The sequence below is a fragment of the Actinoplanes sp. HUAS TT8 genome (assembly GCF_051380535.1).
Taxonomy (GTDB): Bacteria; Actinomycetota; Actinomycetes; order Mycobacteriales; family Micromonosporaceae; genus Actinoplanes.
The window spans coordinates 965,399-989,357 of sequence record NZ_CP195646.1 but is presented as its reverse complement, the minus strand read 5'-3'; the positions used below and the strand labels follow the sequence as shown (position 1 = coordinate 989,357).

The window sequence follows — 23,959 nt, the reverse complement described above, 5'->3', positions numbered from 1 at the left end:
GCAACCGATCCCTTGCTGGCGATTCGTCCGAAAGACACCCGCGTTTGCGCCTTATCGCCTACGGCCCGGCCCCGCTACGGCCCAGCCCTCACTCGCAGCCCAGCCCTCACCCGCCGTTCGGCCCCGCCCACGCGCGACCAACCCTGCACCGCACCTCGGCGCCGGTCGCGGCTCGCTCCGGGCGCGGGCCGGGTCCTGGGCGGCGCCCCTCACGGGGTCACCACTTGCGGCGGGCCACCAGCACCGTGTCGTGGATGATGCCGTCGTGGCCCTCGCGCGCCCGCTTGGCGGTGGTCGTCACCTCCCACTCGGCCGGGTCCAGTTCGGCCGCCAACTCCTCGGCGGTGAACATCATGTCCGGAAAGTGCATCGGCCGCGGTGCGGTGGCCAGGTCGTCCGGGTGATGCCCGACGATCAGCAGGGTCCCGCCGAGCTTGACCGCACCCGCCAGCCGCGCGTACAACTCCCGCCGCGGTTCCGCCGGCAGGTGCATGAAGTGCGCCGACACCAGGTCGTAGGCCCGCCTCTCGGGCGCCTGTTCCCGCAGGTCGGCCTGGGTGAACGTGATCCGGTCGGCCAGCCCGGCGGACGCCGCGTGCCCGGCCGCCCGCAGCAGCGCCACCGATGAGATGTCCACCCCGGTGACCCGCCAGCCGCGCTCGGCCAGCCAGACCGCGTCGGCTCCCTCGCCGCAGCCGACGTCCAGCGCCCGCCCGGCCGGCAGCCCGGCCGCCTCGGCCACCAGCTGCACGTTGGGCTTACCGCTCCAGATCGAGTCCTTGGCCCGGTAGCGTTCCTCCCAGGCGTCGGCCTCGAACAACGTCTCCTGCTGCCGGCGGTACTCGGCGACCGCGGCCCCGGTCTCCTCGGCGATCAGATCCATGTTGATCATCGCGCCGGCGGTCTGCCCGGCCGCCGCCGCGACCGCCACGGTCGCGCCCAGGTTGGTGACGTTGCCGGCCACCCACACGCCGGGCACCGACGTCGCGCCGGTCTCCTCGGCCGGGATCCGCACGCCCATGACGTGCCCGTTCATCTCCATCGGGACCGGTTCGAGCCCGAGCGACCCGAGGAACTCCGACCGGGCCACGAACCGCGGGCCGACCACGATCACCTCCAGACCGAGAGAACGGCCACCCTTCAGACGTACGGCGGTGATCCGCCCGTCCTCGGCCACCACCTCCTCGACCGGCTCCCGCACCAGCGGGATCTTCCGGGCCGCCAGCTGCTCGGCCTGCTCGGGCGACGGCTCCGGCCCGCCGTTGAGCAGGTACACCACGTCGTCGCTGAGCTGCCGCCACATCTGCGCCTGGTGCAGGCTGAGCGCACCCGTGGCCAGCACCCCGATCCGCCGGCCGCGCAGTTCCCAGCCGTGACAGTACGGACAGTGGGCCACGTCGTCGCCCCAGCGCGCGGCCAGCCCCGGGATGTCCGGCAGTTCGTCGACCAGGCCGGTCGTGACCAGCAGCCGCCGCCCGCGAACCCGCTCGCCGCCGGCCAGGGTCACCACGAAACCGTCGGCCGTGCGCTCGGCCCGCTCGGCGGTGCCGTCGAGCACCTCACCGCCGTACTCCCCCAGCTCGGCCCGGCCCGCCTTGTACAGCTCGGCCGGCGGGACGCCCTCGCGCCCCAGCAGGTTGTGCACGTGCCCGGCCGGGGCGTTGCGCGGGTCACCACGGTCGATCACCAGGACCGACCGGCGGGAGCGGGCCAGGGTCACGGCCCCGCTCAGGCCGGCCGCGCCGCCACCGATCACCAGCACGTCGTACGTAAGCTCCATGGTCCTCGTCCTTTCCTCGCCGTCGCCGCCACCGTCGCTCGGCCGACCCCGGAACGGCAAGTATGTTTGCTGTTATGGCAAAAACCCTGGCCTCGGTCGGCCCGCGACTGCGGGAGCTGCGGCAGAAACGCGACATCACGCTCACCCAGCTCGCCGAGACGACCGGGATCTCGGTCAGCACGCTCTCCCGCCTCGAATCCGGCGACCGCAAGCCGACCCTGGAGCTGCTGCTGCCGCTCGCCGAGGCCTACCAGGTCACGCTCGACGAACTGGTCGACGCGCCGGAGACCGGCGACCCGCGGGTGCGGCAGCGACCGATCGAACGCAACGGGCACACGTACATCCCGCTGACCCGCCGGCCCGGTGGTGTGCAGGCGTTCAAGCAGATCATCCCGGCGACCGCGCCGGACTGCGGATTCGAACAACAAACCCATGAGGGGTACGAATGGCTCTACGTGCTGAGCGGGCGGATCCGTCTTCGGCTCGGCGAGCACGACATCGTCCTGACGCCGGGTGAGGCGGCTGAGTTCGACACGCGGGTCCCCCATCTGATCCTGAATCCCGGTCCGGAGCCGGCCGAGATCATCAGCCTGTTCGGGCCGCAGGGTGAGCGGGTGCACGTCCGGGCCCGACCCAAAGCGTAGGGCTCGTCGAGGCCCGATTCGGGTTATCCACAGTGGCCGGTTATCCACAGCCCGCCAGCATGATCTTGGCCTTCCGCGCAAGAATGATCGGCGTGGAGGTGGCCCCCCTTTGGGCGGTGGGTTTTGAGTGTGTGGGGCCTCGACGGGCGGGCCTCAGCTGGCGCTCACGGTCGCTGCCCGGGCCCGCCGACAACCGTGAGCACCAGCCGGGCGCCCGCGAGGCGCGGCACGGCTCGGAGTCCGGACCGGGTTGTGCAGGCCCGGACGGCGGGCAGCGCGAGCGCGAGCCAAGGCAGCGGGCGGCGCGGGGCCGGGCGACGGGCAGCACGGCGGAGCAGCGGCGGACCGGGCGGCAGCGGGCGGCAGACGGCAACAGGCAGCAGCGGGCGATGGCGGGCGGCAACAGGTGGCAGCGGGCGACGGCGGGCGGCAACAGGTGGCAGCGGGCGACGGCGGGCGGCAACAGGCGACGGGCGGCGCGACGGCGGGCTCACCACGTACGGCAAAGGGGTTTAGGGTTCGGTTTTGTGGATCTTTCTGTGACGGTTGACGACGGGGTGGCGCTGCTGGAGATGCGGCGGCCACCGGCCAACCACTTCGACGAGGCGCTGATCGGCGGGATCGTCGATGCGGCGCGGGCGTTCGACGCGGATCCGGGCTGCCGCGTGATTCTGCTGGCGTCGGAGGGGAAGCATTTCTGTGCCGGGGCGGATTTCGGCGGCGGGGATTTCGCGGCGGATCATGTGGATGCGGCGGCGCGGCTGTACCGGCGGGCCGTCCAACTGTTCGACGTGCGGAAACCGATCGTGGCGGCGGTGCAGGGGACGGCGGTCGGGGGTGGGCTCGGGCTGGCCTGTGCGGCGGATTTCCGGGTGGCCGAGGCGGGTTCGCGGTTCGTGGCGAATTTCGCGAAGCTCGGGTTCCATCAGGGGTTCGGGCTCAGCGTGACGCTTCCGGAGCTGGTCGGGCGGCAGCGGGCGACCGACATGCTGCTGACCGCGCGGCGGGTGGGTGGCGAGGAGGCGTTCCGGATCGGGCTGGCCGATCGGCTGGCCGAGCCGGGGCGGGTCCGGGAGACGGCACGGGCGCTCGCGCTGGAGGTCGCGGCTTCGGCACCGGCGGCGGTGCGGTCGATCCGGGCGACGCTGCGCGGGGATCTGGCCGGGCGGGTGCGGGCGGCGCTCGATCATGAGCTGGCCGAGCAGAAGGTGCACTGGGCGTCGAAGGACGCGGCCGAGGGCATCGCGGCCAGCCTCGCCCGCCGCAGTCCCGTCTTCAAGGACGAGTGAGCACGGGGAAGGTCACCACCATCGCCACCCCGGGATCGCGGTGTTCGGCCACCGCCTCACCCCCGTGGGCCAGGGCGAACTGCCGCACGATCCACAGGCCGAGGCCTACCCCTTCTGGCCCGCCCACCGCGAACTGCCCGAACAGCGAGTCCCGCAACCCTTCCGGGATCCCCGCCCCGTGATCACGGACCTCGAGCCGATCGACCCCGCCGTCCCGCCCGATTCTGATCACCACCGGCGCTTTCCCGTACCGTAGGGCGTTGGTGCATAAATTGAGCAAGATCTGCTCAAAGCGTTGCTTGTCGACGTAAATCGTCAAGGACGGATCCACCTCGACCCGGATGTCCTCGTCCGGCCGCAGATACGTCAACGCGTCCCGCACCAGCACCCCGGCCGGATGCTCCTGCCGATCCAGCTTCAACCGCCCCGAACTGTCGATCCGCTGCGCGTCCAGCAGCGCATCGGCCAGCCGATTGATCCGCGCCGTCTGCCGCAACGCCATGTCCAGCATCCCGGCCTCCACCCCGGACGCATCCTCCCGCAGCTCGTCCAGCACGATCTGCACCGAGCTCAACGGCCCCCGCACGTCGTGCGCCAGCGTGTTCACCATCGCCGACCGCCACCGCTCGATCCGGGCCAGCCGTTCCCGGTCGTCCCGCAGATGCCGGGCCTGCGCCTCGATCAGCAGGGCCACCGCCAGGGCCACCGGCATGAGGATCGCCGCGCTCCCGAGGATCAGCGGCGGCTGCCCGGTAATGATCAGCGGCAGCAGGTAGGCCAGCGTCGCCGGCGCCACGTAGGCCAGCAGGATCCACCGCGGGAAGTGCAGCGCCGCCCACGCGTACAGCAGCACCAGGAACGGCCCGGTCCCGGCCGCCACCCCACCGAACGACCAGGTCGAGAGCCCGAGCACCGCGAACCCGGCCAGCCCGAGCACCGCCGGGGAGTATCGTCCGGTCCGCTGCCACGGCAACAGGAACGCCACCAGAGCCAGCGCCGCGTCGCAGGCGGCGACCAGCAACAGCCGCCGGACCATGTCCGGACTGTTCAGAATGCCCAGCAGGGCCAGCGCCGCGGCCAGGCTCAGCAGCACGCCGGACTGCCGGGCCGCCGCGCGTGGCCCGGTCCCCATCAGCCGCGTAGGTCCGATCTGTTTTACATGGTCAAACTAGGCGACCCGGTTCCGCAGGGAGCGACCCTCACGGAACGCGGCCAGGTTTTCCTCGATCAGCGCAGCCGCCCCCAGCGGACGTCCGCCGGCCGCGTGCGGCGTGATGATCACGTTGGCCTCGTCCCACAGTCCGGACGTCGCCGGGAGCGGCTCGGTCTCGAAGACATCGAGCGCGGCCCCGGCGATCCGCCCCGACCGCAGCGCCCTGAGCAGGGCATCCTCGTCGAGCGTGCTGCCCCGGCCGACGTTCACGACCCAGGCGTGCGACGGCAGAAGATCAAGAACAGATTCATTCAATTTCCGTACGGTCTCAGCGGTCGCCGGGAGGATCGAGACGAGCACATCGGCGGTCGGCAGCAGCTCCGGCAGTTCCGTGTCGGTCACGACCGGGAAGCCGTGCCGCTCCCCGGCGCTGCGGGCCACGCCGGTGACGCGAGCGCCGAGCGCCGTCAACAGCGGCGCCAGGGTCGCCGCGATCCCGCCGAAGCCCCAGATCACGACGTGCGCGTCCCGCAACGTACGGAAGCAATTGTTGTCCTTGACCGGTTGCAGGCCGCCCAGCTCGCCCGCCCAGCGATGCCCGATCTGGGCCCGGACCAGCAGGTTGAGCCGGCGGGCGGCGGCCAGCAGCAGGGCCAGGGTGTGCTCGGCGACCGTCTTGTCGTGCAGCCCGAGCCCGGCCGTGACCACGATCCCCGGATCGAAGCCGGCCTGCAGCACCGCGTCCGGCCCGGCGGCCAGCGACTGCACCCAGCGCAGCCGGGTCAGTCGCCGCGCCGCGTCGGCGAGCTGGTCCGGCGGGTTGCCCCAGACGACCAGCACCTCCGCGTCGGCGTGCTCGTCGGGGACGGGCACGCCGATCGCGTAGGTGACACCGGTGACGCCGGCCGGCAACGCGACGTCGAGTTCCACGGAGTCGGGCAGCAGAACCTTCATCCGCCCATTAAAGCGGCCAGATCAACTGCCGACCGGGCCGCCGTCGGCGCGCCAGGTCACGATGACCGCCGGCGGCCCGGATCACACCACGGCGGCTCGTCTCGGCAGGGAATGTCAATGACGTTTGTGATGGGTCGGCCGGCAATCTCGATGCAAGTGACAGTCAAGTGCTCGGGCGGAGACTGCGTGCGCAACATTCCACCAGTCTGATCAAGGAGCACCTCTTGCCTGGCACGAGCACGCCGTACACCCGGGAAATGGTCATGATTCATCGGGTGTTCCGGCGCGAAGCGGCCCAGTTGCAGCAGTACGTCGGCGCGGTCCGGACCGGAGACGTCGCCCGGGCGCGGCAACTGGCCGGCGTCGTGCGCGAGTACATCGGCGGCCTGCATCACCACCACAGCGGCGAGGACGAACTGATCTGGCCGCTGCTGCACGAACGCGCCCGGGTCCACGACGACCTGGTGACCACGATGGAGAAGCAGCACGAAGCCCTGGACGGCACGCTGAGCGTGATCCAGGAACTGCTGGCCCGCTGGGAGCACGGCGCCGGCGAGGTCGACCGGGACGACCTGGTCATCGCGTTCGCCGAACACCAGCGGGTCCTGCAGGATCACCTGGCCGACGAGGAAACCCTGGTCATGCCCCTGGTCGAGGAGCACCTCAGCCTTCCCGAGTGGGAACTGGTCGGCAAGAACGGCCTGGAGGGCCTGCCCAAGGACCGGGTGTTCCTGGCCCTCGGCGCGATCCTCGAGGAGGCCACCCCGGAGGAACGCACCGAGTTCATGAAGAAGGTTCCCCTGGCCGGCCGGATCGCCTGGAAACTGATCGGCGCCAGGCAGTACCGCAACTGGCGCGCGTCGGTCCGCGGGGTGGCCGCGTGACGGTCGCGTTCGCCCTGCTGGGCCCGGTCCGCGCCTGGCGCGACGACCGTGAGGTGCCGCTCGGCTCACCGCAGCAGCGCACCGCGCTCACCGTCCTGCTGCTCCGCGAAGGCCTGCTGACCACCGTCGACGAGCTCGTCGACGCGATCTGGCCGGTCGACCCGCCGAGCTCGGCGGTCGCGACCGTGCGCACGTACCTGTCCCGCCTGCGCCGCCTGCTCTGCTTCCGCGACGGCGTCCGCATCGACTGGATCGGCGGCGGATACGTGCTCACCGCGCCGCCCGGCTCCGTCGACGTGCAGATCTTCCAGCAGTACGCGGTGACCGCCACCGAAGCATTGCGCCGCGGCGACAAACGGGCGGCGGCATCCGCGTTACGGGCGGCGGTCGGCCTGCACCGGGGCACCCCGCTGGCCGGCGCGGCCGGCGGCTACGTCGAAGGCCAGCGCGCCCGCCTCCTGGAACTCTGCCGCGGTGCCACGCTCGACCTGGTCGCCCTCACCGTCGACCTGGGCGGCTACGCCGAGGCCATCGCCGAACTGCGCGCGCTGGTCGCCGAGGACCCGTTGCGGGAGCGCTGCCACGCCCTGCTGATGACCGCCCTGTACCGCAGCGGGCGCACGGCCGACGCGCTGGCGCACTACCGCCAGGTCCGCCGCCTGCTCGCCGACGAGCTGGGCGTCGACCCCACCCCGGAGCTCCGCCACCTCCACCAGCGCATCCTCCTCGGCGCCCCCGTCCCCGCCTGACCCGGAAGTGGACCTGCTTACTCCCGATCAGTTCCGCTTCGCGCAGCGGAGCGACCGCGACTAACCCCCGCCCCGTCCCCACCAACCCCCGACCGCGGAAGCCCCGCACACCTCCCCACCCCGACCGCGGAAGGCCGGCCCCACCCGGTGCCGGCCTTCCGCGCATCCGCAACCCAGCCCCGCACCACACCACCCCACCCCGACGCCGCGCCACCCCGTCCCGAGGCCGCGCCACCCCGTCCCGCGCCGCGCCACCCGAGGCCGCGCCACCCAAGGCCGCGCCACCCAAGGCCGCGCCCCGCCGCCGGCTCCCGGCTGGCGCTGAGGGTCGTTTCAACGCCCCGAAGACAACCCTCAGCACCAGCCGACGGGTCTCAGCTGGCGCTCACGACTACTCCGAGCGGCCGGAACAACCCTCAGCACCAGCCGCGACCTGGCAGCTGGCACTCACGGCTACTCCAAGCCGCCGGAACAACCCTCAGCACCAGCCGCGACCTGGCAGCTGGCACTCACGGCTGCCCCGAGCCGCCGGGACAACCCTCGGCGCCAGCTGCGACCTGGCGGCTGGGGCTGAGGGTGGCTCAAGGGGGTTCGAGGCGGCTCTTGGTGCCGGCTGGGCGCTGTGGGCGGGTCAGGTGGCGAGGCAGGCGACACCGGCCAGGGCGCTCAGGACTCCGCAGAGGTGGACGGCCGGGAGGCGTTCGCGCAGGATCGCGGTGTTCAGCAGCACGGTGACCGCCGGGTAGAGCGAGGCCAGCACCGCAGCCGCCCCGAGCGCCCCGACCGACGCGGCCAGCGCGAATGCCCCGTCGGCCAGGCTCTCCAGTGTGCCCACGGCGATCGGGACGGCAAGCCGGCCACCGAGCGCGACCCGCCCGGCCGCCGGCCCGGTTCCGCGCCAGAGCAGGGCCAGGACCAGGGCCGCGAGCCCACCGAAAACCCGGCAGTAGGCCGTCGCGACATACGGTTCCGCAGCCGACGCTTCATGGAGCAGCACGAAATAGGCCCCGAATCCGACGGCGGCCCCGGCCGCACACCACCTCGCCGCACCCCGCCCGGACTTCTCCGACCGAACCGGTGCCCGTTCCACCACCGCCACCCCACCCCCGACCGACGGTGAGCCGATGAGGGCCGGCCGGGGTCGAGGGGCCGGCCAGCTCACCAGCGTGATCCCGGCCAGCGCCGCCACCGCCCCGACCACTCCCCCGGCCCCCAGATGTTCCCCGTGCGCCAGCCCCCACCCCACCGGCACCAGCGCCGCCCCGGCCGCGACCGGCGCCACCACGGCCAGGGTTCCGTCCCGCATCGCCCAGTAGAGCAGCCCCATCGCCGGAATCCCCACGATCCCGGCCACCGCGGTGACCCCCAGCAGCCGCCGGTCGGCCCCGAATCCGGCGAACACCAGGAACGACAGCCCCAGCACGAGCCCGGTCACCTTCGATCCGATGAGCACGGTCCGTACCGGAAATCGCCGCGCTCCCCACCCGGCCAGGAAGTCGGAGCAGCCCCACGCCCCGGCCGCCACGGCGGCGAGCGCCATCGTCCATGCCACTGTTCCGTCACTCCCCGTTCGATCCGGAAGACTCGCCCTGATTACCGGTCATGGCCCTCGACAGGTGATTGACGGCGGCCAAACGCCGGGGCCGGAAGTCTGTCGCGTTGCCGACGACACCCGCCCGCGAAACGAATTCGACTCAGGTAAACGCTTAAGATCGCCGGAACGCGGTAACCCTGCGTCAGTTCCGGAACTCCGCCCGAGCGCTTCCCCGGCACCCCGGAGGCGGGAGCTCACTGATTACGTGGAGTGATCGATCCCGTGCACAGAAACCAGCTCGCATGATCGAGATCCGCGTGCTCGGCCCGGTGGAAGCCTTCGACGGCGACCGCCCGATCGCGCTGGGCGGGCATCAGCAGCAGGCCGTCCTGGCCATGCTGGTGGCCGCCGAGGGCCAGGTCGTGCCGGTCGATCGGCTCGTCGATCAGTTGTGGGGCGACAATCCGCCGCCACGCCCGCTGGCCTCGTTGCAGGCGTACGTCTCGCGGCTGCGCCGCCTCCTGGAGCCGGACCGTCCGCCTCGCGCCGCCGCCCGGGTCCTGGTCAGTGAGGGTGCCGGTTATGCGCTGCGGCTGGATCCCCGGTCGGTCGACGCGTGGCGGGCCGAGCGGATCCTGCGGCAGATCCAGGACATGCGCCCGCAGGGCCTGTCCCGGGCGGGGGCCGAGTCGGCGCTGCGGTTGTTGCGGGAGGCCGACGCGGTCTGGCGCGGGACGCCGTACGAGCAGTTCGCCGACGAGCAGTGGGTGCGGCCGGTGACGGCCCGGCTGGCCGAGGCCCGGATCGTGCTGTCCCAGCGGATCGTGGTGTGTCTGCTGGTGCTGGGCCGGCTCGGTGAGGCGGTGCCGTCGGCGCAGGCGCTGGCCGAGTCCGATCCGTTGCGCGGGCAGGCGTGGCGGTTGTGGGCGGTGGCGTTGTGGGCGGCGCAGCGGTCGGCCGAGGCGCTCGACGTGCTGCGCCGTCACCGCCGGCATCTCGCCGACGAGCTGGGGCTGGAGCCGGAGCCCGCGCTGGCCGGTCTGGAGCGCGCCATCCTGGAGCAGTGTCACGAGCGCCTGGCCGAGGAGTTGCGCTTCGGTCTGCCCGAGACCGATCAGGACCATTTTCCCGTACGTCCGGCGCAGCTTCCCCGGTCCCCGGCGACGTTCGCCGCGCGTGAGGCCGAGCTGGCCGAGTTGGGCCGGCACGCCGCCGCTCCGGACGGGACGCCGCTGGTGGTGATCAGCGGGGTCGGCGGGGTCGGCAAGACGACCCTGGCCGTGCGCTGGGCCCACCAGGTCGCGGACCGTTACCCGGACGGTCAGCTCTACGCCGATCTGCGGGGTTACGGCCCGGAGGACGCCCCGGTCCCGCCCGGTGACGTGCTGCTCGGCTTCCTCGGGGCGCTGGGTGTGCCGGATCATCAGATCCCGCCGGGCGAGCCCGACCGCACCGCGCTGTTCCGCAGTGTGCTGGCCGGCCGGCGGATGCTGCTGGTGCTGGACAACGCCCGGGATGCCGGTCAGGTCCGCCCGCTGCTGCCCGGCGCGGACGGTTGCGTGGTCGTGGTGACCAGCCGTCATCGGCTCGGCGGCCTGGTCGTCGAGGACGGCGCGCTGGCCGTGCCGCTGGACGGGTTCAGCGACGACGAGGCCCGGGCCTACCTGTCCCGGCGGCTGGGCGCGGAGCTGACCGACGGCGAGCCGGATGCCCGGGACGCGATCGTGGCCCGCTGCGGCGGTCTGCCGCTGGCGCTGGCCGTGGTGTGCGGGCGGATCGCCGGCCGGCCCGGGTTCACCCTGGCCACGGTCGCCGAGGAGCTGTCCGAGGAGGACGGCCTGGACGCGTACGTGCGGGCGATCTTCTCCTGGTCGTACCGCCGTCTGACCGCCCCGGCGGCCGAGTTGTTCCGGCATCTGGCGCTGCACCCGGGCCCGGAGGTCGCCCTGGCCGCGGCCGTGAACGTGGCCGGCCGCGACCGGGCGGTGACGCGATCGCTGCTGCACGAGCTGTGTGACGCGCATCTGCTCAACGAGCGGCGGCCGGGCCGGTTCGCGTACCACGACCTGCTGCGGGGCTACGCGGTCGAGCTGGCCGGGATCGCCGATTCCCCGGCCGCGCGGGACGCGGTGCTGCGCAAGCTGGTCGAGTACCACCTGCACACGGCCGATCACGTGATGCAGGCGTATCTGTCGTACCGGCGGCCGGACCGGGTCGGCCCGAAGCCGCCGGACGTCGTCGTCGACCGGTTCCCGGACGGCGAGCGCGCCCTGGCCTGGATGGACGCCGAGTACGAGAACATCATGGCACTGGCCGAGACCTGCCGGGCGGCGTCCCGGCAGCGCTATCTCGGCCCGCTGATCTGGACCGTGGCCCCTTACCAGCAGGACGTCCGGTCGTATGTGGAGGACTCGTTCACCCTCTGCTCGTACGCCCTGGAGTGGGCCGAGCAGGCCGGCGAGCGCTGGTGGGTCGGTTTCCTCACGTTCCTGGTCGGCCGGGGGTACCTGCGGCTCAACCAGGCCGAACGGGCGCGGCCCTACCTGGAGCGGACGGTCGAGGTGGGCCGGGAGACCGGTGACCGGCATCGGCTGGCGCACGGGCTGCTCGGGCTGGCCACCACGTACGTCTCCACGACCGAGATACCGACCCGGGAGCACGCGCTGCTGGCGTATCCGTTCGCCCGGGAGGCGGTGGAGAACTACCGCCTGGTCGAGCACGTGTCGGCGCGGATCGAGCTGGCCAACGCGCTGCACCCGATCGCCTGGTACCACTTCTTCCAGCCGGACGGGCGGGCGACCGCGCGCCGCTATTTCGAGGAGAGCGCCGAGCTGCACCGGCGGGCCGGTAACGCGCAGGGCGAGGCGACCGCGGTGCTGCAGCTGGCGCTCTTCCATCAGGCGTGCGGCGAGCTGGCCGCCGCGACCGAGCTCTGCGAGAAGGCCACCGAGCTGTACGGCACCTCCCACGACCTGCGGATCGATCCGCTGATCGTGCTCTACTCGATCCTGGTCGAGGCGGGCGACCACGCGCGGGCCGAGCGCGTGCGCGACGAGGTCACGGTGCTGCTGCGGACGGCGCGATACCCGGATCTCGTACGCCGGGAACGGATCTTGAAAGCGGCTCCGGCGCAGCGCTGATCTTCGACAGGAAACCGTCCTAATAGATCGATCGCCGACGGCTTGCGTTAACGCTAACAAGAGACCGGCATGAGCACCAGGCCTCAAGTTTCGCCTGGCAGGACATCGACGGCGCGCTCTTGACAGCGCTATCGATGTTTGCGTACACATTGCCTACCGCCCCGTAACGAAACATCCCCGATACATCCACGTTGCGTCTCCACCCCGCACCGGAGGACCCCGCATGCCCAAAAACAGATCACGCCTGGTCGGCGCGGTAGCCGTCCTGGTCTCCCTGCCGCTGGCGGTCGCGCCGCCGGTCTCGGCGCAGGCCGTCGAACCGGACTACACGATCAACGTCGGTCCGGCCGCGACCGGCGCCCAGCTGTCGAAACAGCAGTACGGCGTCTTCTTCGAGGACATCAACTACGCGGCCGACGGCGGTCTCTACGCCGAACTGGTCCGCAACCGCTCGTTCGAGTTCAACGCCACCGACGCGACCGGCTTCACCGGTCTCACCGCCTGGACCGCCGGCGGCAGCGCCACCGTCGTGAACGACGACCAGCGGCTCAACGACCGCAACCGCAACTACCTGTCGCTGAACGGCAGCGTGACCAACGCCGGCTACAACAGCGGTATCGCCACCAGGAAGGGCGACCGATACGACTTCTCGGTGTGGATCCGGGGCACCGCGTCGCTGGCGGTCACGCTGACCGGCGCGCAGCCGATCACGATCGCCGCCACCGGCGACGCCTGGAAGAAATACACCGGCGTCCTCAAGGCGACCACCACCACCGACAAGGGCCGGCTCACCGTCACGAGCGCCGCGCCGGTCAAGATCGACGAGGTCTCGCTGTTCCCCCGCGACACCTACAAGGGCCGCGCCAACGGCCTGCGCGACGACCTGGCCGAGAAGATCGCCGCCCTGAAGCCGGGCTTCGTCCGCTTCCCCGGCGGCTGCCTGGTCAACACCGGCAGCATGTACTCCTACGACGCGGCCGACAACTACCCGCGCGCCCGGGCCTACCAGTGGAAGGACACCGTCGGGCCGGTCGAGACCCGCGCGACGAACAAGAACTTCTGGGGCTACAACCAGTCCTACGGTCTGGGCTACTACGAGTACTTCCAGTTCGCCGAGGACATCGGCGCGATGCCCCTACCGGTGCTGCCCGCCCTGGTCACGGGTTGTGGGCAGAACCGGGCCACGGTGGACGACGCGCTGCTGCAGCGGCACGTCCAGGACGCGCTCGACCTGATCGAGTTCGCCAACGGGCCGGTCACCTCGACCTGGGGCAAGGTCCGCGCGCAGATGGGCCACCCGAAGCCGTTCGGGCTGACCACGGTCGCCGTCGGCAACGAGGAGAACCTGCCCGACCAGTACTGGGCCAACTTCGTGAAGTTCGAGGCCGCGATCAAGGCGAAGTACCCGGACTTCACCGTCGTCAGCAACTCCGGCCCGGATGACCAGGGCACCACGTTCGACAACCTGTGGGCCAAGAACAAGGCCAACGGTACGGACATGGTGGACGAGCACTACTACAACAGCCCGTCCTGGTTCCTGCAGAACAACGCGCGTTACGACTCGTACGACAGAAATGGTCCGAAGGTTTTCCTCGGCGAATATGCCTCTCTGGACGCCAAGTTCGCCAACTCGCTGGCCGAGGCCGCCTACATGACGGGCCTGGAGCGCAACGCCGACGTCGTGAAGATGGCGTCCTACGCGCCGCTGCTGGCCAACATCGACAACGTCCAGTGGAAACCGGACATGATCTGGTTCGACAACGACGAGTCGTGGGGTTCGACCAGCTACCAGACGCAGAAGCTGTTCATGACCAACGTCGGCGACCGGGTCGTGCCGAGCACGGTCAGCGGCGGCGGCGTGGTCCAGCCCAAGCCGATCACCGGCGCGATCGGGCTCTCGACCTGGCGGACCGCGGCCACCTACGACGACGTCAAGGTGACCCGGCCGGACGGCTCGACGATCTTCGCCGACGACTTCGGCGACGGCAACGCCGACGGCTGGACCGCGGTGCAGCCGCGCGGCAACTGGACGGTCAGCAACGGTGGCTACGCCCAGACGACCACCGACACCGAGGACACCATGGTCAAGGCGGCGACTATCACCGACACCGACTACGACTACACGCTCAAGGCGACCAAGCAGGCCGGCGCCGAGGGCTTCCTGGTGGCGTTCGGCATCCAGGACACCGGCAACTTCTACTGGTGGAACCTGGGCGGCTGGAACAACACGCAGGGTGCGGTCGAGAAGGGCATCACGTCGGCCAAGGAGCAGATCCTGACCAAACCCAACACGATCAAAACCGGTCAGACGTACGACCTGAAGGTCTCCGTCCGTGGCACCAAGGTCACCCTGTACCTGGACGGCGCCGAGTGGGGCAGTTTCGACGACAACGCCGTGACCGAGCCGTTCGCGCAGGTCGTGACCACCGACACGAAGACCGGCGAGCTGATCGTCAAGGTCGTGAACGCGCAGGACACCGCCGCGGTCACGAAGATCGACCTCGGTAAGCGCAAGGTCGCGAGCACCGCGAGGATGACCGTCCTGGCCGGTGACCCGGGCGAGCAGAACACCCGTACGGCCGAGCCGATCCTGCCCGTGACCAGCACGATCAAGGGCGTCTCGTCGAGCTTCACCCGCGAGTTCCCGGCGAACTCGATCACCTTCCTGCGCATCCGGACCCGATGAGGAGCCCGATCATGAATCGTCGGACTTTGCTGACCGGCGGCGCCGCCCTGGGCACGCTCGCCGTCGTCCTGCCCGCCGGCGCCGAGGGCGCCCCGCACGCCGACCCGGTGCGCAGCGACGCCGAGATCTACGGCGTGCCGACCACCCAGCCGCTGGTCAGTCAGCGGGCGGACCCGTTCATCAGTCAGCGCCACAACGGGAAGTACTACTTCACCGGGTCGGTCCCGGAGTACGACCGGATCGTGCTGCGCAGCTCGCCGACCCTGGCCGGGCTGACCGACGCCGCCGAGACCACCGTCTGGACGCGCCCGTCGAGCGGCAAGATGGGCGGCTTCGTCTGGGCGCCGGAGATCCACCGCATCGGCGGGAAGTGGTACATCTACTTCACCAACAGCGACGCGAACGACATCTGGCACATCCGTCCGTTCGTACTCGAATCGGCTCTTGATGATCCGATGGACCCCGCCGGCTGGTCGGTGAAGGGTGAGATCGCCCTGGAGTGGGACAGCTTCGCGCTGGACGCCACCGTGTTCAGCCATCGTGGGCGGCAGTACCTGCTGTGGGCGCAGAGCGAGCCGGAGATCGTGGCCAACTCCAGCGTCTACATCGCCGAGCTGGCCAACCCGTGGACGCTCAAGAGCAAGCCGACCCGGCTCACCACGCCCACCAGGAGCTGGGAGGTCCAGGGCTACCGGGTCAACGAGGGCCCGGCCGTGATCATCCGCAACGGGCGGGTGTTCCTGACCTTCTCGGCCAGCGCGACCGACGCCAACTACTGCATGGGCCTGTTGACCGCCGACGCCGGGTCGGACCTGCTGGACCGGGCGAGCTGGGTGAAGAGCCCCGACCCGATCTTCGTCAGCAACGACGCCACCAAGCGGTGGGGTCCCGGGCACAACTCGTTCACGGTGGCCGAGGACGGGAAGACCGACGTGCTGGTCTACCACGCCCGCGACTACAAGCAGATCACCGGCGACCCGCTCTACGACCCGAACCGGCACACCCGGGTGCAGAAGCTCTACTGGCACCCGGACGGGACCCCGCTGTTCGGCGTCCCGGTCGGCGACGGTGGCCCAATCGTGCGTCTCAGCAGCGGAAACGCCTTCGTGCACCACGTGGGCGCGGCCGTCCAGGTCGCTCCGGCGCCGCGGGATCTGGGGGCCACCCAGTTCCGCTTCACCGACGACGGGCTCATCCAGTCGGTCGATCAACCTTCACTTTTCGTACGGATCGACGGCACCTCGGTGGTCCTCGACCCGACCGGCACGCCGGTCCGCCGGGTACCGGCCCGTGGTGGCGTAACCATCCGCACGGTCGCCGACCCGGCCGTGCACCTGCGGGTCGCGGCCGGCGTGGTGACTACCGGCACCAGCGGGACGGTGTTCACGCTGAGCTAACACTCAGGTCGGCCACCGGCGGCCCGATGAAACGGGGGTGTTGAGCGCCCCTCAGATCAGCGAGCAGCCGGTGGCCGGCGACGACCGGTTCCGGGCCGTCGACGCGAGCTCCCTGGCGTACGTCCAGGTCGACCGCGCCGGACTGATCCAGGACTGGAACCCGGCCGCCGAGCGCCTGTTCGGCTGGCCGCGGGACGAGGTGATCGGCCGCTCGCTGGCCGACACCATCGTCCCGCCGTCACTGCGCTCCGGGCACAACGCCGGATTCGCGCGCCGCGTCGCCATCGGCGACGGGCCGGACATGGGTCACCGTTTCGAGGTGCCGGCCGTGCACCGCGACGGCACCGAACTGAACATCACCATGAACCTGGACTCGCTCGGCCCGTCCGGCTTCGCCGCGTTCATCTCCGACCAGACCGAATGGCATCAGGCCCGGCAGGACCTGCAGCGCAGCAACCAGCTGATCAGCGCGATCCTGCAGCACACCACCGCGGTGATCTCGGCCAAGGACCTGGACGGGCGCTACCTGTTCGTCAACGGCGAGTACGAGCGGGTCTTCCACGTCAGCGCGGCCGACATGGTCGGGCGCGGCGAGGACGACGTGATGCCGGCCGCGATCGCCGCCGGCAGCCGCGCCCACGACGTCGAGGTGACCGGCACCGGCAACGCGCGCACGGTCCTCGAACAGCTGCCGTTCGGCGACGAGATCCGGGAGTACATCGTCACGCGCGTCCCCCTCGCCGACCCCGACGGCTCGGTCTACGGCGTGTGCACGATCGCCATCGACGACACCGAGCGCCGCCGCACCGAGGCCGCCCTCGCGGCCGGCGAGGAACGCTTCCGCAACACCGTGAACAACGCGCCCGGCATGCTCTACCAGTTCCGGATCGACGCCGAGGGCTCGCGGTTCACGTTCGTCTCGGACGCCTGCCGCGACATCTACGGCGTCGAACCGGACGAGGTCACCGCCGCCGCCGGGGAGATCGTGGACCGGATCGCCGAGGAGGAACGCGAGTCCTACCTGGCGTCGGTGCGGCACTCGGCCGAAACGCTGGAACCGTGGGACTGGCGAGGCACCATCATCCGCCGCGACGGCGGACGGCGAGTGCTGCACGGCATGGCCCGGCCGCACCGCGAACCCGGAGGTGCGACCGTGTGGGACGGCATCCTGCTCGACCGGACCGTCGGCGGGCCGCTGTGAACGCGCCGCGCCTGCCCCGCAAGCTGGGCGAACTCGCCGTGCCGACCGCGCCGCTGGCCGGCGACACGACCGTGCACGACGCGGAGACGATCCTGCGGCGCGACGAACACACCCCGGCCGTGATCGTGGTGACCGCGGCCGGTCACCGGCTGCTCAGCCGGGCCCGCCTGGAACGGATGCCGACGGCGCCGGTGGGCGTCCGCCGTACCGTCAAGGATCTTGTCATCGACGGATCGCTGGCCCTGCCGGCCGACACCGACATCGACGTCGCCGCCGAGGCGGCCCTGGCCCGGCCGGCCGGCGAACGCGAGGAACCGGTCCTGGTCCTGTGGCCGGACGGCCGCTGCGGCATCGCCCCGATCATGGACCTGCTGGCCGCCATGGCCGGCCGTTACGCCAAACTGTCCCGCACCGACCAGCTCACCGGCCTGCCCAACCGCGGCATGATCGCCGCCGAGGGCCAGCGTCACCTCGACAACGGTGACCTGGTCGCGGTGCTGCACCTCGGCCTGGACCAGTTCCAGGACGCCAACGACGTGCTCGGCCACCACGGCGCCGACCTGCTGCTGCACCGGGTCGCGGTCGCGCTGACGGCCGCCCACGGCACCGGCAACCTGGCCGCCCGGCTCGACGGCGACCAGTTCCTGGTGCTGATCACCGACCTGCCCGGCGGGCACACCGCGCAGAGCATGGGCCGGCAGATCGCCGCCGGCATCCGCGGACCCCACCAGATCGACGGCCTGCCCATCGGCGTCGAGGTCAGCATCGGGGTCAGCCCGGCCGACCACCACGACATCCAGGTCATCCAGCGCCGCGCGGCCGCCGCCATGCGCCGCGCCAAACAGGAACGCACCGGCGTCGTCGAATGGACGCCCGGCCTGGACACCACCCAGCGGGTCGACCTGCGCCAGCTCACCGAACTGCGCACCGGCCTGAAGAGTGGCCACCTGCGCCTGCACTACCAGCCGCTGCACGACGCGGTGACCCGCGAGATGAACGGCGTCGAGGCGCTCGTCCGCTGGCAGCACCCGCAGCGCGGCCTGCTCCCGCCCGGCGTGTTCCTGCCCGACGCGGAACGCTCCGACGTCATCCTCGAACTCACCGACTGGGTGCTGGCCGAGGCCCTGCACCAGGCCGCGGTCTGGAAACGGGCCGGTCACCACGTGCCCGTCTCGGTCAACCTGCCCGCCGCCTACCTGGCCCAGCCCCGGGCCGTGCCGACCATCCTGACCATGCTGCAGCTGGAACAGGTACCGGCCGAACTGCTCACCGTCGAGATCACCGAGACCGCGGTGCTCACCCGGCCCGACGAGGTCGCCGCCCAGCTCTCCGAGCTGCGACTGCGCGGCGTGCGGGTGGCCATCGACGACTTCGGGACCGGGTACACCTCACTCGGCCTGCTCCCCCGCCTGCCCATCGACGAACTCAAGATCGACCGCTCGTTCGTGGTTCAGATGCACGAGTCGGCCGCCCACGCGACGATCATCGACTCGGTCATCGCGATCGCCAAATCCCTGGGCATGAAGGTGGTCGCCGAAGGCGTGGAGGACGAGCCGACCGCGGCCGACCTGGCCCGGGCCGGGGTCGACCTCCTGCAGGGCTACCACCTCAACCGCCCGACCCCACCCGAGGCGGTCCCGCTTCTCCCGGTGGGCTCCCTGGTCCCGGCCGCCTGACTTCCCGGGGGTACGGCGGTGAGCCGCCCGCCCCCACGCCTCCCTCCGCAACCCCCAGCCCACTCCCCCTCCAGCCGCGCCCCACCCCTCGGCCCGGCTGGCCCTCACGGTCGTTCCCGAGCAGAAAAACAACCCTGAGCACCAGCCGAGCCCCGCCCCGCGGCCCACCCCCTGGCCCAGCTGGCACTCACGGTCGTTCCCGAGCAGAAAAACAGCCCTGAGCGCCAGCTGAGGCCCGGGCGGCACCCACGGCGGCGGCCTGCCCCTGGCCCGGCTGGCGCTCATGGTCGTTGTCGCTGTCCGGGGCACGGCTGGCGCTCACGGTTCTCAGGGGCGGCTTGGGCTGGGGTTATGGCTGTTTGGGCTGGTGGGGGTGGGTGGGGAGGAAGTCGGCGGGGTTGAGGCGGGCGGTTCGGCGGCGGTACTCGGCGGCCATGCCCGGCCAGTTGGTGACCACGCGGCCGGCGGCCGTGCGGTACCAGCTCCGGCAGGACGTCCACACGCTGCCGGCCAGGCGGGACTGCAGCTCCTGGTCGTAGGCGGCCGCGACCTCCGGTCGTACCTCAAGCGGGTCTTGATGTTGATCGAGATGACGGACGGCCTGGGTGATCCACTCGGCCTGGGACTCGTGGAAGTAGACGACCGAGGTGTTGCCGGTGTTGGTGTTCGGGCCGTAGACCAGGAACATGTTGGGAAAACCGGGCACCGCCAGGCCGAGGTAGGCGTGCGCGCCGTGCTCCCAGGCCTCCTCCAGGGACTCACCGTCACGGCCGGTCACCTTGATCGGGACCAGGAACTCGGTGGCCGCGAAGCCGGTGCCCCAGACCAGGACGTCGATCGGATGCTCGGTGCCGTCGGCGGTCCGGACGCCACCCGGGGTGACCGCGGTGATCTTCTCGGTGACCAGTTCGACGTCGGGCCGGGCCAGCGTGGGCAGCCACGCGTTGGTGAACAGGACCCGCTTGCAGCCCATCGGCTCGTCCGGGGTGACCTTGCGGCGCAGCTCGGGATCGCGGACCTGCAGGCGCCGCTGGACGGTCGAAACGGTCCGCAGCAGGGCGCCGGCGGCCCGGTTGCCGGTCACCGCGAGGCCGGTGACGATCGTCATCAGCCAGGTGCCGGCGCGCGCCGGGGCCATCAGCGCGGGGATCGATCGGTAGAGACCCTTGCGGATACGGCCGTAGCGGCGGTCCGGTTTGGGCAGCGTCCACGGCGCGGCCCGCTGGAAGACGGTCACGTGCGCGGCGACACCCGCGATCGCCGGGACCAGCTGGATCGCGCTCGCGCCGGTGCCGACGACGGCGACCCGGCGGCCCTCGATCGGGACGGCCGGATCCCAGTCGGCGGTGTGCATCGCCGGGCCGTCGAACGTTCCGGGCAACTGCGGGACGATCGGGCGGGACAGTTGACCCACGGCCGGGATCAGGACGTCCGCCTCCAGGGTCTCGCCGGTCGTGGTGGTGACGCGCCAGTGGGTGCCGGCCCATTGCGCGGAGGCCACCTCCGTACCGAATCGGATTTTTCCGGAAAGCCCGAATGCGGCGACGCAGTCCTCCAGGTAGGTCAGGATCTCCCGCTGCGGCGGGAAACGGCGCGACCAGAGCGGATTCTGCGCGTACGAGTACGAGTACAGCGGCGCCGGGATGTCGCACGCGCACCCGGGATAGAGGTTGTCCCGCCAGACGCCGCCGACCCGGTCCGCCTTCTCCAGCATCGTGATGTCGGTGAAGCCGGCCTTGACCAGCGAGTTCGCCACCGCGACCCCGCCGAACCCGGTCCCGATGATCAGAATCCTCGTCATCTGCTCGTCTCCCGGCTCGCCCCACGGACCGCCCCGGGACCCGCATTCGCCTCCGGACCCGCGCTCGCCCCCGAGCCCGCCTCCCCGACCGACGCCGGACCCGCGTCGCCGGGCGCCGCCGGGTCTACGCCGCAGGACGCCTCCGGGCCCAGCGGACCCAGCGGGCCCAGCGGGTGGCGGCTGAGCGTGAGGGCGGCCGGGGCGGTTGCCGGGACCGCGGGAGTGCGCGGAGGAATCGGACTCATCACGATATAGTCGGCGCCAACCTCGGGCCGGGCCTCGGCATCGCCCGCATTCGGCCACAGCGCGACCGCCCGCTCGGCCAGAGCCGTGATGGTCAGCGACGGGTTGACCCCGAGGTTCGCGGCGACGACCGAGCCGTCGATCACGTGCAGGCCGGCATGCCCGTAGAGCCGGTGATACGGATCGACCACCGCCCCGATCGCGCACCCGCCGATGAAGTGGCCGGTCACCGGCTTGCCGACCAGCTCCGTGTACGACCCGAGCGGCACCCCGTCCACCTTCTCCGCGGTCCGCCGGGCCACGTCGTGCGCGGCCGGCACCCATTCCGGGTTCGGCTCGCCGATCCCCGGCCGGCTGGTCAGCCGCCCGCGCTTGCGGAACACGGTGATCGAGTTGTCCAGCGGCTGCATCGCCAGCAGCACCACGGTCTGCCGCGACCAGTCCCGCGGGGACAGGTAGAGCCGCAGGTCACGGCCCGCCCGCGCGAGCTGTTTGAGCCCGGCCCACCAGCGCGGACCCCGCCCCGCGTCGTCGACCATGACCGTGGAGAGCAGCGCCAGCAGGTTGCTGCCCGGCCCGTAGCGGACCGGCTCGACGTGCGTGACCGCGTCCGGGTGGATCGACGAGGTGATCGCGACGCCGTGACTGTAGTCGCGGTCCTTCCGGCGGGTGCGCGCGCCGAGGATCGACTCCGAGTTGGTGCGGCTCAGCTCGCCCAGCCGCGGCGAGACGCCCGGCAGGCTCCCGCGGTCGCGCAGGCGGTGCAGCAGGCGCTGGGTGCCGAGCGCCCCGGCCGCGAACACCACCTGCTCGGCGGTGAAGCTCCTGCGAGCCAGGCCGCCCGTCCGGCGGGTGTCGACCGTGTACCCACCGCCGGGCCGCGGCCGGACGTCGCGGACCGTGGTCAGCGGATGAACTGTCGCGCCGGCCCGCTCGGCCAGGTACAGATAGTTCTTGACCAGCGTGTTCTTGGCGTTGTTGCGGCAGCCGGTCATGCACGACCCGCACAGCGTGCACGTCCGCCGAGCGGGGCCGGCCCCGCCGAAGAACGGGTCGGCCGTCTCGGCGCCGGGCTCGTCTCCGAACAGGACCCCCACCGGCGTACGGCGATAGGTGTCCCCGACCCCGAGGTCCTCCGCGACGGCCCGCAGCGCCCGGTCGGAGTCCGTCTCCACCGGGTTGACGGTCACACCGAGCATCCGCTTGGCCTGGTCGTAGTAGGGCGCGAGCTCGGACTTCCAGTCCGTGATCCCGGCCCACTGCGGATCGGCGTAGAACGCGTCCGGCGGCTCGTACAGCGTGTTCGCGTAGCCCAGCGACCCGCCGCCGACCCCCGCCCCGGACATGATCAGCACGTTCTTGAGCAGGGTGAGGCGCAGGATCCCGTAGCACCCGAGCGCCGGGGCGTACACATAGTCCCGCAGCCGCCAGGACGTCTTGGCGAACTGCTCGTCGGCGAACCGGCGGCCGGCCTCGAGAACGCCCACACGGTAGCCCTTCTCCGTCAGGCGCAGCGCGGTCACGCTGCCCCCAAACCCGGAGCCGATCACCAGGACGTCGTAGTCGTACGACATCGCCGTAGCATCACTTCCTTATTGGCAACATGTCAACAACGTGTTTCCCGGTATCGCTCAACCCGCGAATCCACCCGTGCGGCGGTCCCCTTTCCGCGCAGTTCAGGGCATGGTGCTCGGATGACGTCGCTCACCCACGACCGCCGCGGCTCCGGCCCGCCGCTGCTCCTGATCCACGGCATCGGCAGCCGCTGGCAGGTCTGGACCCCCCTCCTCGATCTCCTGTCCCCGCACCGAGACGTCATCGCCATCGACCTCCCCGGCTTCGGCACCTCCCCGATGTGGTCGCCACCCACCCCTTCCGGCCACCCGACTCCCACGCCCGGCACAGACCATGAGCCGGCGCCCGGCACCGCGCCCAGCACAGACCATGAGCCAGCGCCCGGCCCCACGCCCAGCGCAGGCCGCGAGCCGACGTCCGGCCCTGTGCCCAGCAAAGGCCGCGAGCCGAAACCCGGCCCCGCGCCCAGCGCGAGCCCGATGCCCGGGTCGGTGGCGCACCTGGCCGACCTCGTCGAGTCGTTCCTGGACTCGCTCGGCCTCGACCAGGTGGAGGCGGGCGGCAGCTCGATGGGCGGCGGCATCGCCCTCGAACTCGGCCGCCGCGGCCGGGCAAGCGCGGTCACCGCGTTCTCCCCGGTCGGCTTCTGGCCGTCCGGCGGCGGCCGCTGGGGCCGTTTCGTCGTGGGCGCGGCCCGGGCCGGCTCCACCGCCCTCGACGCCCGTCTCCCACGCCTGATGAGCTCCCGCGCCGGCCGCGCGGCTCTGTGCTCGGCCTTCTACGCCCACCCGGGCAGCCTGGACCCCACCGACTGCCTGGCCGACGCCCGGGCGCTCGGCAACGCCCCCGGTTTCACCGCCTCCCGCATCGCATTCCGCCACCTCACCCCGTGGTCATCGGCCGACCTCGGCGCCCTGCCCCACATCCCGGTCACCGTCGCCTGGGGCACCCGGGATGCCGTCCTCCCCTATCGCAATCAGGCCCTCCGCGCCCGCACCACCCTGCCCGCCGCCCGCCACGTCCCCTTGCCGGGCTGCGGCCATCTCCCCTTCCCCGACGCCCCTCGACGCTGCGCCGACCTGCTCCTCCACCCCGCCGTGCCGTGACGTGACCACCGTGCCGTGACGTGACCACCCCGCTGCGGCGTGACCTCCGCGCCGCTGAATCAAGCCTCAGGTCCGCCCCAGGGGCCGAGTCAAGCCACACCCCCAGAAATTTTCGAACCCGCCCGACCCCACGAGCGACCACGCCAG

General features: G+C 71.6%; 15 protein-coding genes and 1 pseudogene. 10 read left to right on the top strand and 6 right to left on the bottom strand.

Features of this window, described 5'->3' with window-relative positions; translation table 11 throughout:
• Positions 1 to 217: 217 nt before the first annotated feature.
• Positions 218 to 1,780: an FAD-dependent oxidoreductase gene (locus ACSHV8_RS04360; RefSeq protein WP_436529609.1), complete on the bottom strand. Its 1,563-nt coding sequence runs from the start codon at positions 1,778 to 1,780 to the stop codon at positions 218 to 220.
• A gap of 74 nt (positions 1,781 to 1,854) precedes the next feature.
• Here ACSHV8_RS04360 and ACSHV8_RS04355 point away from each other — a divergent pair, with 74 nt between their 5' ends.
• Both ACSHV8_RS04355 and ACSHV8_RS04350 read left to right on the top strand, forming a co-directional pair.
• Positions 1,855 to 2,424 (top strand): helix-turn-helix domain-containing protein, encoded by a 570-nt coding sequence (locus tag ACSHV8_RS04355; RefSeq protein WP_436529607.1) that lies wholly within the window; start codon positions 1,855 to 1,857, stop codon positions 2,422 to 2,424.
• 539 nt (positions 2,425 to 2,963) lie between these two features.
• Positions 2,964 to 3,713: an enoyl-CoA hydratase/isomerase family protein gene (locus ACSHV8_RS04350; RefSeq protein WP_436529605.1), complete on the top strand. Its 750-nt coding sequence runs from the start codon at positions 2,964 to 2,966 to the stop codon at positions 3,711 to 3,713.
• On the opposite strand, the gene ACSHV8_RS04345 is transcribed toward ACSHV8_RS04350, so the two are convergent.
• Both ACSHV8_RS04345 and ACSHV8_RS04340 read right to left on the bottom strand, forming a co-directional pair.
• Complete coding sequence (locus tag ACSHV8_RS04345; protein ID WP_436529603.1) at positions 3,700 to 4,845, bottom strand: sensor histidine kinase; 1,146 nt, start codon at positions 4,843 to 4,845, stop codon at positions 3,700 to 3,702. The genes ACSHV8_RS04350 and ACSHV8_RS04345 overlap by 14 nt on opposite strands.
• Positions 4,846 to 4,881: 36 nt before the next feature.
• Complete coding sequence (locus ACSHV8_RS04340) at positions 4,882 to 5,820, bottom strand: phosphoglycerate dehydrogenase (RefSeq protein WP_436529601.1); 939 nt, start codon at positions 5,818 to 5,820, stop codon at positions 4,882 to 4,884.
• 224 nt (positions 5,821 to 6,044) lie between these two features.
• Between ACSHV8_RS04340 and ACSHV8_RS04335 the strand changes: the two genes are divergently transcribed.
• The gene (locus tag ACSHV8_RS04335; protein WP_436529599.1) at positions 6,045 to 6,704 is read left to right on the top strand and encodes a hemerythrin domain-containing protein; all 660 of its coding nucleotides are present in this window, start codon (positions 6,045 to 6,047) and stop codon (positions 6,702 to 6,704) included.
• Positions 6,701 to 7,453: an AfsR/SARP family transcriptional regulator gene (locus tag ACSHV8_RS04330; protein WP_436529597.1), complete on the top strand. Its 753-nt coding sequence runs from the start codon at positions 6,701 to 6,703 to the stop codon at positions 7,451 to 7,453. Before ACSHV8_RS04335 ends, ACSHV8_RS04330 begins: the two co-directional genes overlap by 4 nt.
• A 631-nt stretch (positions 7,454 to 8,084) precedes the next feature.
• On the opposite strand, the gene ACSHV8_RS04325 is transcribed toward ACSHV8_RS04330, so the two are convergent.
• A complete protein-coding gene (locus ACSHV8_RS04325) occupies positions 8,085 to 9,005 on the bottom strand; it encodes an EamA family transporter (protein ID WP_436529595.1) in 921 nt (306 codons plus the stop codon).
• A 284-nt stretch (positions 9,006 to 9,289) separates the two neighbouring features.
• Here ACSHV8_RS04325 and ACSHV8_RS04320 point away from each other — a divergent pair, with 284 nt between their 5' ends.
• The 5 genes from ACSHV8_RS04320 to ACSHV8_RS04300 all read left to right on the top strand — a co-directional run bounded on the left by ACSHV8_RS04320 (position 9,290) and on the right by ACSHV8_RS04300 (position 19,087).
• Positions 9,290 to 12,127 carry an AfsR/SARP family transcriptional regulator gene (locus ACSHV8_RS04320; RefSeq protein ID WP_436529593.1) on the top strand — a complete coding sequence of 946 codons (2,838 nt, stop codon included), beginning with the start codon at positions 9,290 to 9,292 and terminating at the stop codon, positions 12,125 to 12,127.
• A 223-nt stretch (positions 12,128 to 12,350) separates the two neighbouring features.
• Positions 12,351 to 14,813, top strand: coding sequence for an alpha-L-arabinofuranosidase C-terminal domain-containing protein (locus ACSHV8_RS04315; protein ID WP_436529591.1), 2,463 nt, complete (start codon positions 12,351 to 12,353; stop codon positions 14,811 to 14,813).
• A gap of 11 nt (positions 14,814 to 14,824) precedes the next feature.
• A complete protein-coding gene (locus ACSHV8_RS04310) occupies positions 14,825 to 16,210 on the top strand; it encodes a family 43 glycosylhydrolase (RefSeq protein WP_436529589.1) in 1,386 nt (461 codons plus the stop codon).
• A 37-nt stretch (positions 16,211 to 16,247) separates the two neighbouring features.
• A complete protein-coding gene (locus ACSHV8_RS04305) occupies positions 16,248 to 17,411 on the top strand; it encodes a PAS domain S-box protein (protein ID WP_436529587.1) in 1,164 nt (387 codons plus the stop codon).
• Positions 17,408 to 19,087 (top strand): putative bifunctional diguanylate cyclase/phosphodiesterase, encoded by a 1,680-nt coding sequence (locus ACSHV8_RS04300; protein WP_436529585.1) that lies wholly within the window; start codon positions 17,408 to 17,410, stop codon positions 19,085 to 19,087. The genes ACSHV8_RS04305 and ACSHV8_RS04300 overlap by 4 nt, the downstream gene beginning before the upstream one ends.
• Before the next feature lie 349 nt (positions 19,088 to 19,436).
• On the opposite strand, the gene ACSHV8_RS04295 is transcribed toward ACSHV8_RS04300, so the two are convergent.
• On the bottom strand, positions 19,437 to 20,888 hold the full coding sequence (locus ACSHV8_RS04295; protein ID WP_436529583.1) for a flavin-containing monooxygenase: 1,452 nt from the start codon (positions 20,886 to 20,888) through the stop codon (positions 19,437 to 19,439).
• A 185-nt stretch (positions 20,889 to 21,073) separates the two neighbouring features.
• A pseudogene (locus ACSHV8_RS04290) lies at positions 21,074 to 22,705 on the bottom strand (GMC oxidoreductase); the annotation flags it as partial.
• 120 nt (positions 22,706 to 22,825) lie between these two features.
• Between ACSHV8_RS04290 and ACSHV8_RS04285 the strand changes: the two are divergent.
• Entirely contained in the window at positions 22,826 to 23,812 is a 987-nt protein-coding gene (locus ACSHV8_RS04285) for an alpha/beta fold hydrolase (RefSeq protein WP_436529581.1), read from the top strand.
• Positions 23,813 to 23,959: the final 147 nt, after the last annotated feature.

Bases quoted from the DNA above. Each gene is read 5' to 3' on its own strand.
- ACSHV8_RS04355 (WP_436529607.1), top strand. From the start codon at position 1,855: ATGGCAAAAACCCTGGCCTCGGTCGGCCCGCGACTGCGGGAGCTGCGG.
- ACSHV8_RS04315 (WP_436529591.1), top strand. From the start codon at position 12,351: ATGCCCAAAAACAGATCACGCCTGGTCGGCGCGGTAGCCGTCCTGGTC.
- ACSHV8_RS04310 (WP_436529589.1), top strand. From the start codon at position 14,825: ATGAATCGTCGGACTTTGCTGACCGGCGGCGCCGCCCTGGGCACGCTC.
- ACSHV8_RS04360 (WP_436529609.1), bottom strand. From the start codon at position 1,780: ATGGAGCTTACGTACGACGTGCTGGTGATCGGTGGCGGCGCGGCCGGC.
- ACSHV8_RS04320 (WP_436529593.1), top strand. From the start codon at position 9,290: ATGATCGAGATCCGCGTGCTCGGCCCGGTGGAAGCCTTCGACGGCGAC.
- ACSHV8_RS04285 (WP_436529581.1), top strand. From the start codon at position 22,826: ATGACGTCGCTCACCCACGACCGCCGCGGCTCCGGCCCGCCGCTGCTC.
- ACSHV8_RS04295 (WP_436529583.1), bottom strand. From the start codon at position 20,888: ATGACGAGGATTCTGATCATCGGGACCGGGTTCGGCGGGGTCGCGGTG.
- ACSHV8_RS04345 (WP_436529603.1), bottom strand. From the start codon at position 4,845: ATGGGGACCGGGCCACGCGCGGCGGCCCGGCAGTCCGGCGTGCTGCTG.
- ACSHV8_RS04340 (WP_436529601.1), bottom strand. From the start codon at position 5,820: ATGAAGGTTCTGCTGCCCGACTCCGTGGAACTCGACGTCGCGTTGCCG.